The sequence below is a fragment of the Nocardiopsis sp. iso_25 genome, assembly GCF_056173305.1.
In genome coordinates, this window is the sequence record NZ_CM149667.1 from 4,370,374 (window position 1) to 4,387,859 (window position 17,486).

Consider the following 17,486-nt stretch of genomic DNA (forward strand, 5'->3'; position numbering starts at 1 on the left):
TGGTGAAACTTCCATAAGGGGACGGACATGACAGGCAACGATCAGGTTACGCGGCGGGTTCCCCTCCGCGGGGCCGCGGCCGGAACCGGCCGACCCCGGAGGCGCCGGAGGCTGCCGACCCCGGAGGTCAGGCGTCGTCGGTCCGCGCGAGCCGCCCGAGGGCGACCGCCACCCGCAGGACGAAGGAGCCGCGCCCGTCCGACGGCGTGCGCCCGGTGAGCTCGGCGATACGGCTGAGCCGGTAGCGGACCGTGTTGGGGTGCACGAACAGCATCCGCGCGGTGGCCTCCAGCGACGAGGCGTGCTCCAGGTACACCGAGAGCGTGTCCAGCAGGGGCGACCCCGCGCCCAGCAGGGGCACGTACACCTCCTCGACCAGCTGCCCGCGCGCCTCGGCCTCGCCCTGGAGCGCGCGCTCGGGCAGCAGGTCGTCGGCGAGCACCGGGCGCGGCGCGTCCGGCCAGGCCACGGCGGCCCGCAGCCCGTTGACCGCGGCGCGCAGCGAGGCCCCCGCGGACCGCAGGTCGGGGACGGCGGGCCCCACCACCACCGGGCCGGAGCCGAAGAGCCCGGCCAGCGGCTCGGCGGCGGCCGCGGGCAGGTCCTCCGCCGGGTAGCGGTCCCCCACGCCGATGACCACGACCACGCGGCGGCCCTGCATCCCGGCCAGCACGTCGTGGCCGAGGCGGCGCGCGGCCGAGCGCAGGTCGTCCAGGACCTTGCCGCCGTCGTCGTCGCCGACCTCCCCGGCCACCGCGACGACCGGGGTGTGCGACCAGCTCAGCGCCGAACCCCAGGTCTGGAGGCCGTCCTCATGGTCGCCGTGCAGCAGGGCGTCCACGATCAGGGCCTCCAGGCGCGCGTCCCACGCGCCCCGCGCCTCCGCGGCGCGCGCGTAGACCTTCGCGGAGCTGAAGGCCACCTCGCGCGTGTAGCGCAGCACGGCCTCGCGCAGCTGCTGGGCTCCGCCGGGGGCGGCCAGCTCCTCCACCTGGCCCTCGACCACGTCGATGACCACGCGGATCATGTCGACGGTCTGCTGGAGGGAGACCGAGCGCGTGAGCTCGCGCGGCGCGGTGCCGAAGACCTCGACGGTGATGGCCGGGCGTCCGCGCACCGGGTTGCGGAACCAGTCGACGAAGGCGGCCACCCCGGACTGGGCGACCAGGCCGATCCACGAGCGGTCCTCGGCCGACATCCGGCGGAACCAGCCCAGGCGCTGTTCCATGCGGGCCACGGCGGCCGTGCCGAGCGCGCCCATGGAGCGCTCCAGGCGACGCACGGTCTCGGCGCGCACGCGTTCCTGCTCCGTGGGGACGGAGGTGTGCGCGCCCTCCGGGGCCGCCGTGGCGCCCTGGTCGTCCGGGGTCTGGTGGGGTTCGGTGTTCACCTCTCCAGGTTCGCATCCCGCGGCACCCGGCCGGCGGGCCGCCCCGTGTCCCCGGCGGGCGCGAACCGCTGGCGTGACCGGGCGCGCGCGCAGCGTACCGTCGGAGGGTGACCTCTCCCACCGGTTCCGGGTCCGAGGGAGCACGTTCAGCACCGTTTTGTGGAGTCCCAACAAACGGTGTCGAGTAAGTTCGTGCTCCTCCCCCTCTGACCGGTGATCTCCTACAGGGCAAGGTTGATGTCGTGCTTGTAATCGTTGCTCCCGGCCAAGGCGCCCAGGTTCCCGGCTTCCTCTCCCCGTGGCTCGAACTGCCCGGTGTCTCCGCGCAGGTCGAGGCGTGGTCCGAGGTCGCCGGGCTGGACCTGGTGCGCTACGGCACCACCGCGGACGCGGACGAGATCCGCGACACAGCGGTCGCCCAGCCCCTGCTGGTCGGGGCCGGCCTCGTCGCGGCCTCCGCCGTGCTCGGCCCCCTGGCCGCCCCCTCCCCCGCGCTGCCCGCCGAGGGCGCCCTGCTGGACGCCGTCGCGGGTCACAGCGTCGGTGAGTTCACGGCCGCCGCCATCGCCGGCGTCCTGTCCCCCAAGGACGCGATGGCCCTGGTGGCCGAGCGCGGCCGGGGCATGGCCGACGCCGCGGCGCGGACCGAGACCGGCATGACCGCCGTGCTCGGCGGCGACCGCGAGCAGGTGCTGGCGGCGATCGCCGCCGCCGGGCTGACCGCGGCCAACGACAACGGTTCCGGCCAGATCGTGGCCGCCGGTACCACCGCGCAGCTCGCGGCCTTCGCCGAGAACCCGCCCGAGCGGGCGCGGCTGCGCTCCCTGTCGGTCGCGGGCGCCTTCCACACCGAGCACATGGCCCCGGCCGTGGAGCGGGTGCGGGCGGCAGCGGCCCCCCTGTCCCCCTCCGACCCCACGGTGCGCCTGCTCTCCAACGCCGACGGCGCCGTGGTCGAGAGCGGACCCGAGTACCTGGAGCGCCTCATCACCCAGGTCTCCTCCCCGGTCCGCTGGGACGCGTGCACGCAGACCCTGGCCGACCTGGGCGTGACCGCGATGATCGAACTCACACCGGCGGGCACGCTCACCGGCCTGGCCAAGCGCGCCCTGCGCGGGGTCGAACTCCTCGCGGTCAAGACCCCCGACGACCTCGACCGCGCCGGCGCCCTCGTCAAGGAGCACGCCGGGAACCCCGCGGCCACCGACCAGGAAGGCTAACCATGTTCAGCTCCCCGAGAGCTCCCGGAGGCGCGGCGATCACCGCCTTCGGCGAGTACCAGCCCTCCCGGGTCGTGACCAACGCCGACCTCGAAGAGCGCGTCGACACCAGCGACGAGTGGATCCAGAGCCGGGTGGGCATCCGGGAGCGGCGCATCGCGGGCCCCGAGGACACCGTGACCAGCATGGCCGTGGCGGCGGGCGGCAAGGCACTGGCCGCCGGCGGCCTGTCCCCCGAGGACATCGACCTGGTGATCGTGGCCACCTGCACCGTGCAGGACCAGATCCCCAACACCGCCGCCACCGTCGCCGCCAAGCTGGGCATCACCGCCCCGGGCGCCTTCGACCTCAACGCCGCCTGCGCGGGCTTCTGCTACGCCCTGGGCGTGGCCTCGGACATGGTCCGCGGCGGCAGCTCCCGCAACGTGCTGGTGATCGGCTCGGAGAAGCTCAGCGACTGGGTGGACTGGGACGACCGCGGCACCTGTGTGATCTTCGCCGACGGCGCCGGGGCCGCGGTCGTCACCGCCTCCGAGGAGCAGGGCATCGGTCCGGTGGTGTGGGGCTCCTCCGGAGAGCGGGCCGCCAAGATCCACCTGCGCGAGGGCAAGTACCTTTGGCAGGAGGGCCAGGCGGTCTTCCGCTGGACCACCACCGAGCTGTACAAGGTCGCCCTGGAGGCGATGGAGAGGGCGGGTGTGGAGCCCTCGGAGCTGACCGCCTTCGTCCCCCACCAGGCCAACCTGCGCATCGTGGAGGCCATCGCCAAGAAGCTGGGCGCGCCCCAGGCACTCGTGGCCCGCGATATCGTCACCGCTGGCAACACCTCCTCCGCGTCCATCCCTCTCGCTCTCTCGCGAATGATCGGACGCGGGGAGCTGCCGTCGGGGAGCACCGTACTCACCCTGGGCTTCGGGGCGGGGCTGGTCTACGCCGCCCAGGTGATCCGCATCCCCTGAGCACCCGCCCGAACCCGCGGTCACACCACGCCGGCAGGGTCCGCGAGCCCGCGGCTCACGTGGTGTCCCCGAGCCGACACGAATCACCGAGCAAGGAGAAAGACGACATGTCCCAGCAGAGCCAGTCCCAGCAGAGCGAGCAGGAGATCCTCAAGGGCCTCGGCGAGATCATCGAGGAGATCGTCGGGACCGAGCCCTCCGAGGTCACCCCGGACAAGAGCTTCGTCGACGACCTGGACATCGACTCGCTGTCCATGGTGGAGATCGCCGTCGCCGCCCAGGACAAGTTCGGCGTGGAGATCCCGGACGACCAGCTCAAGGACCTCAAGACGGTCCAGGACGTCATCAACTTCATCCAGAAGTAGGCCGTTCGGGGCGGCGGGACCCACCCCGTCCCGCCGCCCGACCGCCGCCACGACCGGCTTTCCCACATCCGCCAACGCCCCCGGCCCCGCAGCCGGGAACGACCCACGAGAAGGGCGATCGGATCATGTCCAAGACCGATGTCGTCGTCACCGGCCTCGGCGCCACCACCCCCCTCGGGGGTGACGTCGCGACCACATGGTCCGCGCTCCTCGACGGCCGCTCCGGCATCAGCATGCTGCCGGAGGAGTGGCACGAGAAGCTCCCGGTGCACTTCGCCGGACAGATCGCGCAGGAACCCTCCGAGAAGATCCCCAGGCCGCGCATGCGCCGCCTGGACCGCACCCAGCAGTTCGCACTGATCGCCGCGCAGGAGGCCTGGCAGGACGCCGGTTCCCCCGAGGTGGACCCGATCCGCCTGGGCGTGGTGGTCTCCAGCGGGATCGGCGGCATCCTCACCGTCCTGGAGCAGTACGACACCTTCCGCGAGAAGGGCTGGAAGCGGGTCTCCCCCTTCACCGTGCCCATGCTCATGCCCAACAGCCCCGCCGCCGCGATCAGCCTGGAGTACACCGCCCGGGCCGGTTCGCACGTGCCGGTGAGCGCCTGCGCCTCCAGCGCCGAGGCCGTCGCCAACGGTGTGGACATGATCCGCTCCGGGCGCGCCGACGTGGTGATCGCGGGCGGCACCGAGGCCGCGATCCACCCGCTCAACATCGCCTCGTTCGCGTCCATGCGCGCGCTGTCCACGCGCAACGACGACCCGCAGCACGCCTCCCGCCCCTGGGACAAGGACCGCGACGGCTTCGTCATGGGCGAGGGCGCGGGCATCCTCATCCTGGAGTCGGCCGAGCACGCCGCCCGCCGGGGGGCCCGCGTGTACGCGCACGCCTCGGGCGTGGGCTACACCAACGACGCCTACGACATCGTCCAGCCCGAGCCGGAGGGCACCGGCCAGGCCCGTGCCATCACCCAGGCCCTGGCCGACGCCGACCTCACCCCCGAGGACATCGTGCACGTCAACGCGCACGCCACCTCCACCCCGGCCGGGGACGTGGGCGAGACGCGGGCGATCCGCACCGCGCTGGGCGACTCCGTCGCCGACCGCGTCGCGGTGACCTCCACCAAGTCCATGACCGGCCACCTGCTGGGCGGCGCGGGCGCCGTGGAGTCGATCGCGACCATCCTGGCGCTGCACGACGGGCGCATCCCGCCGACCATCAACATCGAGGAGCTCGACCCGGGCGTGACCGTGGACATCGTCCGCGACAAGCCCCGGGACATGCCCGCGGGCGACGTGGCGGCGATCAACGAGTCCTTCGGGTTCGGCGGCCACAACATCGCGGTGGTCTTCCGCCGCGCCTGACCCCCGCCGGACGCGGCCTTTCCGCGTCCGCGCGCACGACACCGCCCGCCGGGACGAACCCGGCGGGCGGTGTCGTGCGCGCCCCGGGCGGCGCCGCGGACGCGGGGGCCGGGACGGCGGGAAGGGCCACGGGCGGACCCGCACACGTCCGGGAGGGCGCCCCTCACCGTCGGTACGCGATTGCCTCCGGACGTGAACGCCGTCGAACCGCCCTCCCCACACCCCGGTGAAGGTGAGGGGAACAGCCGGGGACAAGTCTTCAGGTGGGACCGTTTCGGGGTCACCATGAGAACTGTGACTGCGCTGCATCCCCAACACACTCCCACGGCGCATCCGGACGGGCCGGGTGCGGTGGCCCGCCGCGCCCCGGGCGCTCCCGGCTACCAGCCCGTCGTCGACCTGGACTCGGGGACCGTGGTGGCCGTCGAGGTCACCGCCTCACCGCCGCCCTCCGCGCGGGGCTCCTACGCGGAGGTGACACCCCAGGAGGAGGCGGCCGTCGCCGAGTGGCTCCTGGCCCTGGTCCGCGAGACCTCCGTGTCCGAGAGCCTGCTGCCGATGGTCCTGCCGCTGCCCGCGCGGATCCTGGCCGGGGAGGGGTTCGCCCCCCTGGTGGAGAGCCTGTTGCGCCGTGCGGGCCGCCGACCGCGCGACATCACCTTCATGCTCAGCCCGGACATGGCCGAGCTGGCGCGCAGGACCGTGGTGTCGGGGGTCTCCCGGCTGCGCGCGGCGGGTTTCCGGTGCGGGTTCGGGACGGCGATGGTGCGCCCGGACCTGGTGGTGGAGGCCGCGCCGTTCCTGATGCGGATCGACCCGGCGATCGTCTCCGGTGTGGCCGGGGACCAGCGGCACGCCACCGTGGTGGAGGGCTTGGCGCGGATCGGCCGGGGCAGCGGCGTGTACGCGCTGGCCTCGGGCGTGGGCAGCGCCGAGGACGTGGTGCGGCTGCGCCGCTGCGGGATACGCGTGGGCACGGGGCCGTTCTTCGCCGACAGCGCGTGGCGGCCCGGCGAGCGGGTGACCCCCGTTCCCGAGCCGAGCGCCGGGCAGGGCGGGGAGGAGGACTCCGGCCCCCGGGTCACCGAGTTCATGGTGCCGCCCGTGGGACTGGACTCCGACGCCACCGCGGAGCAGGTGCTGGAGTCCTTCACCGGGGACCCGGCGCTGAACAGCGTCATCCTCATCGACCACCGGGACCGCCCGGTCGGGGTCGTGGACCGGACGCGGTTCCTGCTGTCGGTGACGGGCCGCTACGGGCACGCACTGCACGCCAAGCGTCCGGCGCTGCGGCTGGCCGAGTCCCCGCGCACGGTCCCGGCGTGGATGTCGGCGCTGGCGGCGCTGCGGGTGGCGGGCCAGGACAACGAGCGGGTCTACGACGACCTGATCGCCATCAACTCCTACGGCCAGTGCCTGGGCGTGGTGCACATCAGCGACCTTATCCAGTCCCTGTCGCGCAGCTGAGCGCCGGATCGGACGGCGCCCGCACCGGGTCCGGCACGGGCGCCGCCGCGCGCGGGCGGAGCGCTCAGTCCACGGGGTCGGGTCCCTTGGTGCCCGAGGGGCTGCTGGTGGGGGAGCTCTCGGCGGGGTCGAAGCCGTTGTAGGTGCCCTCCCAGGCCTTGCCCTCCTCGATGCTCCTGGCGATCCGGGACCGGGTGTCCTCGTCGTGCAGGTAGTCCAGCTCGGGGCGCTTGGGCAGGCGGCCGTCCCCGGAGGAGCGGCCCATGGCGCGGCGGCGCAGCCACGGCACCAGGTACTGGCGGGCCCAGCGGCGGTTCTCGCGGCGGCGCAGGATGCGGGGCAGCTGGCGGGGCGGGGTGGTCCACGGGTCGGTCCAGGACTCGGGCGGGCCCATGGGGAAGCCGAGCAGGTCGGCGACGCGCGCGGCGACGATCTGGTGGCCCGCGCCGTTGAGGTGCAGGCGGTCCTCGCTCCAGGCGCGGGAGTCGGTCAGCGCGTTGAGCGCCCACAGGTCGACGATCTCGGTGCCGGTGCGCTCGGCGACGGCGCGCATGTGCATGCTGAACACGGCGATGCGGCCGCGGTAGTAGCGCAGGACCGGGATCCACCCGGTGTCGTGGCCGGACAGGATCACCACGCGGATTCCGGCGTCGCGCAGCTGACGGATGCCCCACTCGAAGTGCTCGGCCAGCCGGTCCAGGTCCCCTCCCGGACGCAGGACGTCGTTGCCCCCGGCCAGGACGGTGACCAGGTCGGGCTTCCAGGCCAGCGTCTGGTCGAGCTGCTCGCCGAAGATGTGGCGCATCCGACGCCCGCGCACGCCCAGGTTGGCGTAGCGGAAGTCGGGGGTTACCGTGGCCAGGTGCTCCGCCAGTCGGTCGGCGAAGCCCCGGTACTCGCCGTCGGGGCCGCTGTCGTCTTCCATCCCCTCGGTGATGCTGTCGCCGATCGCCACGTAGGACCGGATGGGAACCGGTCTGTGGGGGCGAGCGGCCGCTGGGGGATTCGTCTCAAGGTCTGTCACATCAACCAATCATCCGGCTCGACCGTCCCACGCCTGCGCGCGCCGAGGGTGCGCGGGTACGGCAATCGTGGTGTCGGGTCGCGGTCCGGCCACCACCCGTGTCCGAACACCGTCGACCCCTGTCGGCCACCGGGCGCGGCCGTCCGGCCGGAAAGGTCGCCCGGGCGAAGGACAGTGCCCTTCCAGCATACCCGCGGCCGACGACGGAGTGCCTGGGACGGAGTGTGTCGGCACACCCCGCCGGGCTCCATGCTTCCCGGACCGGTCGTGCGCGCCCGTTGCGCGCGGGGGGCGCCCGTGTGAAGGCGCCGTGAACACCAACGAGCGGCCGCCCCGGGAGGAACCCGGGATCGGCTATGAGGTAGCTCACACGTCCGTGCAGGCCCGGGGGCCGGAACGCCCTTGTCACGGTCATCACACAACGCAGTCACGGTCCGGTCGCGGCGGACCCGGCACGCCCGGGGGTACCCATGCGGCGTCAGGGGACGTACGATCTCGGGGGAGTGCTCACGGCACCCCTGTCCCCCGGCTCGCCGTGCCCGCCCTTGGCGCACGGACCGGCCTCCCGTCCGGTCCGCCCCGCGGGCGAGGGACGCGTACTGTGGTGCATCGAACCGAAGGCCCGTGCGGTTCCTCCCCAATTCACGTGCAGACACCAGGAGGTCGAGGTCCCCAGCGGATGAACGCCGTCTCTCCGATCTGCCTCGTCGACCTCGCACCCGCACTGCGGTGGTCGAGGTCGCCGGACGTGGCTCCCCTGCTCCACCACGACCGTCTGATCGACGGCTGGTGGCACTCGCTGCCCGTCGCACGCGTCCTGGACATCGCGGGACCGCCCTGGCTCGCGCACGGCATCGCCCGTCTGGCGCTGGAGCAGTGGGCGCACCTGCCGCTGGCCGAGTTCCTGCCGAGCCTGCGCACCCAGCTGGTGGACTGCTCCGACCTCTCCGAGCCCGTGCGCGGCGCGGTCGTGGCCACCGCCGGGGACTGGGAACGCCTCATCTCCACGAGCCCGCAGGAGATCGGCGCGTGGGCGCTCGCCGACTGCGACCCCATGGACATCCTGAGCACGGTGGCCTGGCGGGCGCTACAGCCCTGCTGTGAGCTTCCCGGGGGCCCCACCCCCTCCCCCGCCCTGATGATGGAGGCCGTGCGCACCATCGCCCACTGGCTGCCCGACTCCGCGCCCGAGCACGTGCACAGCGCGCTGGAGTACCTCACCGCCGCCACGGGTTCCGGGACGGGGGCCGAGGGCCCCGGGCACGCGGCCCCGCCGCAGACCCCGGCGACGCGCGCGATCCGCACCCTGCGGGCCCTGCGCGCCCAGCGCGGCGAGGAGGCCGAGTCCTCCGGCGCCGCGGTTCCGGAGCAGGCGGCCACGGCCATGGTCAGCTCGGCCGCGATGATCCCCGGTTCAGCCCTGCGCACCGAGGCCGTGGACGCCGACGGCGCCCGCGGCGAGGGCGCGGGCGACCTGCGCTCGCAGTTCCGCAGCTCCCTGCTGGGCCCCGGGCGCACCCTGCGCCGCCCCAGCTTCGGTCCGCCCAAGGCCATGCGGCCCGACCACGCCCAGGAGCGCCCCCCGGCCCCGGCGCTGGGCCAGCACCCCCTGGTGGACCTGGTCGAGGAGATGTTCCGCTCCTGGCCCGAACTGGAGCGCACGGTGGCCGCCGAGCGCCTGTTCGCCACCGACCCCATCAGCATCCGCGTGCTCTCGGAGCAGATCGCGGTGGACGTCACCGAGATCCGCTCCGCCCAGCGCAAGGTGGAGGAGCGCCTGCTGCGCTGGCTCAACGCACCCGAGGGCGCCGCGATCACCAAGCACCTGCGCGAGCTGTCCGAGCAGCTGGGCGCGGCGACCACCATCGACCGCCTGATCAACGCCCACCCCGACCACCCGGTGGACGTGCCCACCCTCAACACGCCGCTGTGGCGGGTGATCATCACCCTGTTCACCGACCGGCGCATGCACAACGGCTGGCTGATCGCCGACGACCCCAACCGGCTGCGCTGGCAGACCCGGGAACTGCTGGGCGACGCCCCCAGCATGACCGAGGCCGGGATCCGGCTCAGCCGCATCGGCATCCGCCAGCAGGAGCTGCGCGCCTGGCTGCTGAGCACCCCCGGGGTGAGCCTGCGGGACGGGCACGTGTTCACGGACCCGTCGGTGCCCATGGAGATGCCCGCCAACCACCCGGGCCACACCGCCCCGGAGGACTCGGGGGCCACCACCGAGAACGGGCTGCCCATACGGCGGCGCGTGGACGCGCAGCCGTCCGCGGCCCCGGCCGAGCCCGCCCCCTCCCAACAGCACGGAACCGGCCCCGAACGGGCTCCCGCGGCCTTCGGCGCCGCCGCCCTGGACCCGCACCGCGTCGTGCCGCTGGGCCCGGCCCCCGGACAGGCCCACGGCCTGCCGCCCACGTCCCCGGTCGCGCAGCCCGCACCGCCCTCGCGGCCGGGTGCGAGCGACCCGGCCATGGCGGCCCGCTGCTTCCGCGCCCCGGACGGGCGCTGGTGGCACCGCATCGACATCACCGCCGACCACCTCAACGGCGCCCCCGTGGCCGTGCCCACCGGGTACGCCACCCACCTGGGCCTCCAGCCCGGGAGGCTGCTGTGCCTGACCGCTCCGGGCGCGGACCTGCTGGTGCTGGTCTGGCGCGACCAGCCGGCGTTCGACTCCCTGCGCCCCCTGCTGCGCCGCCAGGCCGCCCAGCCCGGCGACCGCGTGTTCATCACCGTGGCAGGGGACCGGCTGGACGCGCGCAAGCTGCCCGCCACCGACCTGAGCGGTTACTCCCCCACGGCCCGGGCGCTGCACCTGAGCGGCTACACCGCGCCCGCCTCCACCGAGGACGCCCTGAAGATCCTCTCCCGCCGGATCACCGACAGCGACGACGAGGCGTTCGCCGACCCCCAGTCGCTGGTGGACCTGCTGTCCCTGCGCGGTGACAACGACATCGCCGCGGAGCTGCGCGCGGGCATGTTCGCCGCGCACTAGCACGTCGCCACGAGCGCCCGTCGCCCCCGGCGGCGGGCGCTCTTCGTGTGCCCGGGGCCGCCGAGAGGTCCGGCGGCCCCAGCGAACGGGGCGTTACGACCCGCTGAAGACACACGAAGTCCACATGAACGCACACAAAGACAGGAACAAAAACACACAAACCCTAGAAGTGGCCTTGCGCGTGTGGTTGACTACTCAGCGCCCCCTTCCGGGTGGGGTCCCCCCTGATCCACGACCACAATGAGGAGTTCCATGTCCGCCGTGCTCTCACGAGGCAAGTCGCTCGCCCTCACCATGGCCCTGGGCCTACTGCTGTCCCTGGGCCTGGCGGTGGGCACCGCCGCCCCCGCCGCGGCCGCGGGCACCTTCCGCCTGTGCAACGTGTCCTCCAACTACACGGCCTACGCCGACTTCGGCAACTTCACCACCTTCGTGGTCAACCCCGGCCAGTGCACCAGCACCGGCATCAGCTCCTCCGGCGTCTCCTACTCCGTGACGATCCGGGGCACCTGGGCCAACTCCCCGTCCAAGACCACCACCCAGTACCGGGTCCCCGCCGGTCGCAGCGTCGACTTCCACGCCGGCGGCACCTTCGCCGCTCCCCAGTTCAACCCCCTCGTCTACTGACGGCCCCGGGCGCCCGCGCCCGAAGGCCCTGACACCGCACGGCCCCCGCGCACGACCGCGCGGGGGCCGCTCCGTCCCCGCGACGCGGACCGCCACCGACCGCCGCGGCACCGGAAGGGACCCCGGAGCCCCGCGGCGGCGGCCCCGGGCACGCGAAACGGGCCGGCCCCCGAGGGGACCGGCCCGTTTCGCGCGTGCGGCGCGTGTCAGACGTTGAAGCCCAGCATGCGCAGCTGGTCGCGCCCGTCGTCAGTGATCTTGTCCGGACCCCACGGCGGCATCCAGACCCAATTAATTTTGACTTCGCGCTCGAACTCGTCCAGGGCGCTGGTGGCCTGGTCCTCGATCACGTCGGTCAGGGGGCACGCCGCGCTGGTCAGGGTCATGTCCAGCGTGATGGTGCTGTCGTCGGCGTTCACCCCGTACAGCAGGCCCAGGTCGACGACGTTCACGCCCAGCTCGGGGTCGATCACGTCCTTGAGCGCCTCGCTGATCTCCTCGACCAGCGCCTCCGCCTCCGGGGAGAGGGGGGCGCCCTCGGCGGCCTCGGTCGTTGTCGTCTCGTTCTCGCTCATCAGACGGCTTCCTTCTCCAGGGACTGCGACACGGCGTCCTTCCAGGCCATCCACCCCAGCAGGGCGCACTTGATCCGCGCGGGGTACTTGGACACGCCGACGAACGCCACGGCGTCCTCCAGCACGTCCTCGTCGGGCTCGCCCTTGCCCTTGGACTGCATCAGCTCGGTGAAGGCGTCCAGGGTGGTCATGCCCTCGGCGACGGTGCGGCCGATGAGCAGGTCGGTCAGCACCGAGGTGCTGGCCTGGCTGATCGAGCAGCCCATCCCCTCGTAGGAGACGTCGCTGACCACGGCCTCGCGGTCGAGGCCGCCGGAGCCCTCGGCGGGGGTCAGCGCCACCCGGAGCGTCACCTCGTCCCCGCAGGTGGGGTTGATGTGGTGCGCCTCCGCGTTGTGCGGATCGCGCAGACCCTTGTGGTGCGGGTTGCGGTAGTGGTCCAGGATGATCTCCTGGTACATCGCGTCCAACTGCATGGTCAGGCTGTTCCTCGCTCTAGGGCCGGGTTCCGAAGAACTTCTGCGCGGCCCTGATGGCCTCCACGAGCGCGTCCACGTCCTCCGGCGTGTTGTAGAGGTAGAAGGACGCGCGCGTGGTCGCGACGACGCCGAGCCTGCGGTGCAGCGGCCAGGCGCAGTGGTGGCCCACCCGGACCTCCACGCCCAGGTCGTCCAGGACCTGGCCCACGTCGTGCGGGTGGATGTCGTCCACGGCGAAGGACACTGCGCCGCCGCGGTCCACCGCATCGGTGGGGCCGACGATCCGCACGCCCTCCAGGGCGCCGATCCGCTCCAGCGCGTACTCGGTGAGCGCGTGCTCGTGCTCGGCGACCCTCTCCATGCCCACGCGGGACAGGTAGTCGCAGGCCGCGGCCAGGCCGACGGCCTGCGGGGCCATCGGCACACCGGCCTCGAAGCGCTGGGGCGGGTCGGCCCAGGTGGAGTACTCCATGTGGACCACGCCGATCATGGAGCCGCCGGTGATGAACGGCGGGATGGCCTCCAGCAGCTCCCGGCGCCCCCACAGCACCCCGATCCCGTTGGGACCGAGCATCTTGTGCCCGGAGAAGACCAGGAAGTCCACGCCCAGCGCGGCCACGTCGACCGGCATGTGCGGAACCGACTGGCAGGCGTCCAGCACGGTCAGCGCGCCGACCTCGCGGGCCCGGGCGACGATCTCCCCGACCGGGTTGACGGTGCCCAGCACGTTGGACTGGTGGCTGAACGCCACCACCTTGGTGCGCTCGTTGACCAGGTCGGCGATCCCCGACAGGTCCAGGCGCCCCTCGTCGGTCACCGGGAACCAGCGCAGCGTCGCCCCGGTGCGCTGGCACAGCTGCTGCCAGGGCACCAGGTTGGCGTGGTGCTCCATCTCGGTCACCACGACCTCGTCGCCGGGCCCCACCTGGAAGCGGCGCAGCTCCTCGTCGGCGGTCGCGGAGTTGCTCAGCGCGTAGGCCACCAGGTTGACGCCCTCGGTGGCGTTCTTGGTGAACACCACCTCCCCGGCGTCGGCCCCGATGAACCGGGCGATGGTCTCCCGGGCCGCCTCGTAGGCGTCGGTCGCCTCCTCCGCGAGCTGGTGCGCGCCACGGTGCACCGCCGCGTTGTGGCGTTCGTAGAACTCACGTTCGGCGTCGAGCACCTGACGGGGCTTCTGCGAGGTCGCCCCGGAGTCGAGGTACACCAGCGGCCGCCCGTCGCGGACGGTCCGGGAGAGGATCGGGAAGTCCTCCCGGATCGCCGCGACGTCGAGCGGGGCCGCCCCGGCCCGACCGGACTCGCGGACTGTGGTCATCGGTTACGCGCCCGCCTTCACGAAACGCTCGTAGCCCTCGGCCTCCAGCACGTCGGCCAGCTCCGGGCCGCCGGACTCGGCGACGCGGCCGCCCGCGAAGACGTGCACGAAGTCGGGCTTCACGTAGTTGAGGATCCGGGTGTAGTGCGTGATGAGCATGACGCCCATCTCACCGCTCGCCTTGGCGCGGTTGACGCCCTCGGAGACGACCTTGAGCGCGTCGACGTCCAGGCCGGAGTCGGTCTCGTCCAGGATGGCGACCTTGGGCTTGAGCAGCTCCAGCTGGAGGATCTCGTGGCGCTTCTTCTCACCGCCGGAGAAACCCTCGTTGACGCCGCGGGCGGCGAAGGCCGGGTCGATGGACAGGTCCTTCATCGCTCCCTGGAGCTCCTTGGAGAACTGGCGGAGCTTGGGGGCCTCGCCGCGCACCGCGGTGACGGAGCTGCGCAGGAAGTTGGACATGGACACGCCGGGGACCTCGACCGGGTACTGCATGGCCAGGAACACGCCGGCGCGGGCGCGCTCGTCGACGCTCATCTCCAGGATGTTCTCGCCGTCGACGAGGACCTCGCCCTCGGTGATCTCGTAGCGCGGGTGGCCCGCGATCGCGTAGGCGAGGGTGGACTTGCCCGAGCCGTTGGGGCCCATGATGGCGTGGGTCTCACCGGAGTTGACGGTCAGGTCAACGCCCTTGAGGATCTCCTGCCGCTCGTCCTCGCCGATGAGGACGTCGGCGCGCAGGCCGCGGATTTCGAACTTGGTCATTTCAGGCCTCAGGAATTCTTCTCATCCAGCGAGACGAGCACGTCTTCGCCGTCGATCTTCACGTCGTAGGTGGGGACCGCCTGGGTCGCGGGCGGGTTGATCGGCGCCCCCGAGCGCAGGTCGAAGCAGGAGCCGTGCAGCCAGCACTCGATGGTGCCGTCCTCGACCTCGCCCTCGGACAGGCGGACCTCGGCGTGCGAGCACACGTCCCGCACGGCGTACACCTCGCCCTCGCTGCGGACCAGGGCGATGGGTGTCTCGTCGTCGGTCTCGACCCCGAGGGCCCCCTCATCGGGGATCTCGGAGAGCTCGGCGACCTTCACCCAGCGTCCGGCCTCACTCATGGGCGGCCAGCTTGCGCTCGACCTTGGCCATGATCTCCTCGCGCAGCTCCTCGACCGGGATCCGGTTGATGAGCTCCAGGAAGTAGCCGCGGATGACCAGGCGCCGGGCCTCGTCCTCCGGGATGCCCCGGGAGCGCAGGTAGAACAGGTGGATGTCGTCGAGGCGGCCGCTGGCGGCGGCGTGCCCGGCGCCCTCCACCTCACCGGTGAAGATCTCCAGGTTGGGCACCGAGTCCACGCGGGTGTCGTCGGTGAGCTGGAGGTTGCGGTTGTGCTCGTAGGAGTCGGTGCCGGTGGTGCCCTCACCGATGATCACGTCGCCGATCCACACACCGTGGGCGTCCTTGCCGCTCAGCGCGCCCTTGTACTCCACCCGCGAGCGGGTGTTGGACATGTTGTGGTCGATGAGCGAGCGGTGCTCGTGGTGCTGGCCGTCGCCGGTGAAGTACAGCCCGTGGAGCTCGGCGTTGGCGCCGCGCCCCTTGTAGGCCACCTTCGGGGAGAGCCGGACCAGGTCGCCGCCCAGGGTGATCACGATCGACTTGAACGTGGCGTCCTTTGCCACCTGGGCGTTGTGCTGCGAGACGTCGACGGCGTCGCCGTCCCAGTCCTGGAGGCTGATCAGCGTCAGGCGCGCGCCCTCGCCGACGTGGATGTCCACGCTGCCCGCGCGCACGCCCGTGCCGGTCTGGTTGAGGACCACGACCGCCTCGGCCAGCGGCTTGACGTCCAGGACGAACTGGTCGTAGCGCGTGCCGCCCTGGGCCTGGCGGTTGACGGTGATCGGCCGCTCCAGGGCCGCGCCCTGCGCGACCGTGATGACCGTGGCCTCCTCGAAGGAGGTGTAGGCCTGGGCGGTGACGCGGTCGGCGGGGAACCCGGCGGTGCCGAGCCGCGCGTCGCCGCGGCCGACCGTCTCGACGGTGGCGCCCTCGGGGGCGTCCACGTCGAGCTTGTCGGTGCCGTCGGCGACGGCGCTGCCGTCGTGCAGGCCCTTGAGGCGGCGGATCGGAGTGAAGCGCCACTCCTCCTCGCGGCCGCCAGGGACGGGGAAGTCGTTCACGTCGAAGGACCCGTGGGTGGCCAACTTGGAGAACGGGATCTCCCCCAGGCCGTGGCTGTGGGCCTTGGGTTCGGTGCTCGGGCTGGTCAACTTAACCAACCGCTCCTTCCATCTGAAGCTCGATCAGCCGGTTCAGTTCCAGCGCGTACTCCATGGGCAGCTCGCGCGCGATGGGCTCGACGAACCCGCGCACGATCATGGCCATGGCCTCGTCCTCGTCCATGCCCCGGCTCATCAGGTAGAAGAGCTGGTCCTCGCTGACCTTGGAGACGGTCGCCTCGTGCGCGAGCTCGGCGTCGTCCTCGCGCAGGTCGTTGTAGGGGTAGGTGTCGGAACGGCTGATGGTGTCGATCAGCAGCGCGTCGCACTTGACCGAGGACTTGGCGTGGTCGGCGCCCTCCTGCACCTGCACCAGACCCCGGTAGGAGGCGCGGCCCCCGCCGCGTGCCACCGACTTGGAGATGATGGTGGAGGAGGTGTTGGGCGCGCAGTGCACCATCTTGGACCCGGTGTCCTGGTGCTGGCCCTCGCCCGCGAAGGCGATCGACAGGGTCTCGCCCTTGGCGTGCTCGCCCATCAGGTAGACGGCCGGGTACTTCATGGTGACCTGGGAGCCGATGTTGCCGTCGATCCACTCCATGGTCGCGCCCTCTTCGGCCACGGCGCGCTTGGTGACCAGGTTGAAGACGTTGTTGGACCAGTTCTGGATGGTCGTGTAACGGCAGCGGGCGTTCTTCTTGACGATGATCTCCACGACCGCGGAGTGCAGCGAGTCCGACTTGTAGATCGGCGCGGTGCAGCCCTCGACGTAGTGGACGTAGGCGCCCTCGTCGACGATGATCAGCGTCCGCTCGAACTGGCCCATGTTCTCGGTGTTGATCCGGAAGTAGGCCTGGAGCGGGATCTCCACGTGCACGTTCTTGGGCACGTAGATGAACGACCCGCCGCTCCACACGGCGGTGTTGAGCGCGGCGAACTTGTTGTCGCCGGCCGGGATCACGGAGCCGAAGTACTCCTCGAAGATCTCCGGGTGCTCCTTGAGGGCGGTGTCGGTGTCCAGGAAGATGACACCCTGCTCCTCCAGGTCCTCGCGGATCTGGTGGTAGACGACCTCGGACTCGTACTGCGCGGCGACACCGGCGACCAGGCGCTGCTTCTCCGCCTCGGGGATGCCCAGCCTGTCGTAGGTGTTCTTGATGTCCTCGGGCAGGTCCTCCCAGGAGGTGGCCTGCTTCTCCGTGGACCGCACGAAGTACTTGATGTTGTCGAAGTCGATCTTGGACAGGTCCGCGCCCCAGTTGGGCATGGGCTTCTTGTCGAAGAGCCGCAGGGACTTGAGGCGGAGCTTGGTCATCCACTCCGGCTCGTCCTTCTTGGCGGAGATGTCGCGGACGACCTCTTCGTTCAGACCGCGGCGGGCCGAGGCCCCGGCCGCGTCGGAGTCGGCCCAGCCGTACTCGTATGTTCCGATCCCCTCGAGCTCGGGATGCGCGATAGACGTCATGCGCGGACTCCTCCTGGA

At 72.1% G+C, this 17,486-nt stretch carries 16 protein-coding genes; 7 read left to right on the forward strand and 9 right to left on the reverse strand.

Annotated features, from left to right (window positions below; all coding sequences use genetic code 11):
• Positions 1-127: 127 nt before the first annotated feature.
• On the reverse strand, positions 128-1,390 hold the full coding sequence (locus AC0VX6_RS18780; RefSeq protein ID WP_475465445.1) for a PucR family transcriptional regulator: 1,263 nt from the start codon (positions 1,388-1,390) through the stop codon (positions 128-130).
• A 242-nt stretch (positions 1,391-1,632) separates the two neighbouring features.
• On the opposite strand from AC0VX6_RS18780, the gene AC0VX6_RS18785 reads away from it, so the two are divergent.
• The 5 genes from AC0VX6_RS18785 to AC0VX6_RS18805 all read left to right on the forward strand — a co-directional run bounded on the left by AC0VX6_RS18785 (position 1,633) and on the right by AC0VX6_RS18805 (position 6,765).
• A complete protein-coding gene (locus AC0VX6_RS18785) occupies positions 1,633-2,610 on the forward strand; it encodes an ACP S-malonyltransferase (protein ID WP_212643652.1) in 978 nt (325 codons plus the stop codon).
• A 2-nt stretch (positions 2,611-2,612) separates the two neighbouring features.
• Positions 2,613-3,569 carry a beta-ketoacyl-ACP synthase III gene (locus tag AC0VX6_RS18790; RefSeq protein WP_274973968.1) on the forward strand — a complete coding sequence of 319 codons (957 nt, stop codon included), beginning with the start codon at positions 2,613-2,615 and terminating at the stop codon, positions 3,567-3,569.
• A 107-nt stretch (positions 3,570-3,676) separates the two neighbouring features.
• Complete coding sequence (locus AC0VX6_RS18795; protein ID WP_047871741.1) at positions 3,677-3,934, forward strand: acyl carrier protein; 258 nt, start codon at positions 3,677-3,679, stop codon at positions 3,932-3,934.
• Positions 3,935-4,059: 125 nt separating this feature from the next.
• A complete protein-coding gene (gene fabF / locus AC0VX6_RS18800) occupies positions 4,060-5,298 on the forward strand; it encodes a beta-ketoacyl-ACP synthase II (protein ID WP_274973969.1) in 1,239 nt (412 codons plus the stop codon).
• Between the two features lie 285 nt (positions 5,299-5,583).
• Positions 5,584-6,765: an EAL domain-containing protein gene (locus AC0VX6_RS18805; RefSeq protein WP_475465448.1), complete on the forward strand. Its 1,182-nt coding sequence runs from the start codon at positions 5,584-5,586 to the stop codon at positions 6,763-6,765.
• Positions 6,766-6,829: 64 nt separating this feature from the next.
• On the opposite strand, the gene AC0VX6_RS18810 is transcribed toward AC0VX6_RS18805, so the two are convergent.
• Entirely contained in the window at positions 6,830-7,720 is an 891-nt protein-coding gene (locus tag AC0VX6_RS18810) for an SGNH/GDSL hydrolase family protein (protein WP_475465450.1), read from the reverse strand.
• A gap of 748 nt (positions 7,721-8,468) precedes the next feature.
• On the opposite strand from AC0VX6_RS18810, the gene AC0VX6_RS18815 reads away from it, so the two are divergent.
• Together AC0VX6_RS18815 and AC0VX6_RS18820 are read left to right on the forward strand one after the other, a co-directional pair.
• Positions 8,469-10,793, forward strand: a complete 2,325-nt coding sequence (locus AC0VX6_RS18815) for a hypothetical protein (RefSeq protein ID WP_274973972.1) — start codon at positions 8,469-8,471, stop codon at positions 10,791-10,793.
• A 252-nt stretch (positions 10,794-11,045) separates the two neighbouring features.
• Complete coding sequence (locus tag AC0VX6_RS18820) at positions 11,046-11,420, forward strand: hypothetical protein (protein WP_274973973.1); 375 nt, start codon at positions 11,046-11,048, stop codon at positions 11,418-11,420.
• A 206-nt stretch (positions 11,421-11,626) separates the two neighbouring features.
• Here the strand turns inward: AC0VX6_RS18820 and AC0VX6_RS18825 are convergent, their stop codons facing one another.
• From AC0VX6_RS18825 to sufB, 7 genes are read right to left on the reverse strand one after another with little or no spacing between them, the layout of a single operon-like run.
• Positions 11,627-11,995: a metal-sulfur cluster assembly factor gene (locus AC0VX6_RS18825; protein WP_212643647.1), complete on the reverse strand. Its 369-nt coding sequence runs from the start codon at positions 11,993-11,995 to the stop codon at positions 11,627-11,629.
• A complete protein-coding gene (sufU, locus tag AC0VX6_RS18830) occupies positions 11,995-12,471 on the reverse strand; it encodes a Fe-S cluster assembly sulfur transfer protein SufU (protein WP_013153975.1) in 477 nt (158 codons plus the stop codon). Before sufU ends, AC0VX6_RS18825 begins: the two co-directional genes overlap by 1 nt.
• 19 nt (positions 12,472-12,490) lie before the next feature.
• Complete coding sequence (locus tag AC0VX6_RS18835) at positions 12,491-13,792, reverse strand: cysteine desulfurase (RefSeq protein WP_274973974.1); 1,302 nt, start codon at positions 13,790-13,792, stop codon at positions 12,491-12,493.
• 3 nt (positions 13,793-13,795) lie between these two features.
• Positions 13,796-14,557, reverse strand: coding sequence for a Fe-S cluster assembly ATPase SufC (sufC, locus tag AC0VX6_RS18840; protein WP_013153977.1), 762 nt, complete (start codon positions 14,555-14,557; stop codon positions 13,796-13,798).
• 8 nt (positions 14,558-14,565) lie between these two features.
• A complete protein-coding gene (locus AC0VX6_RS18845) occupies positions 14,566-14,901 on the reverse strand; it encodes a non-heme iron oxygenase ferredoxin subunit (protein WP_274973975.1) in 336 nt (111 codons plus the stop codon).
• Positions 14,894-16,054, reverse strand: coding sequence for a Fe-S cluster assembly protein SufD (gene sufD / locus AC0VX6_RS18850; protein ID WP_047869920.1), 1,161 nt, complete (start codon positions 16,052-16,054; stop codon positions 14,894-14,896). The genes AC0VX6_RS18845 and sufD overlap by 8 nt, the downstream gene beginning before the upstream one ends.
• 1 nt (position 16,055) lies before the next feature.
• Positions 16,056-17,468, reverse strand: a complete 1,413-nt coding sequence (gene sufB / locus AC0VX6_RS18855) for a Fe-S cluster assembly protein SufB (RefSeq protein ID WP_013153980.1) — start codon at positions 17,466-17,468, stop codon at positions 16,056-16,058.
• Positions 17,469-17,486: the final 18 nt, after the last annotated feature.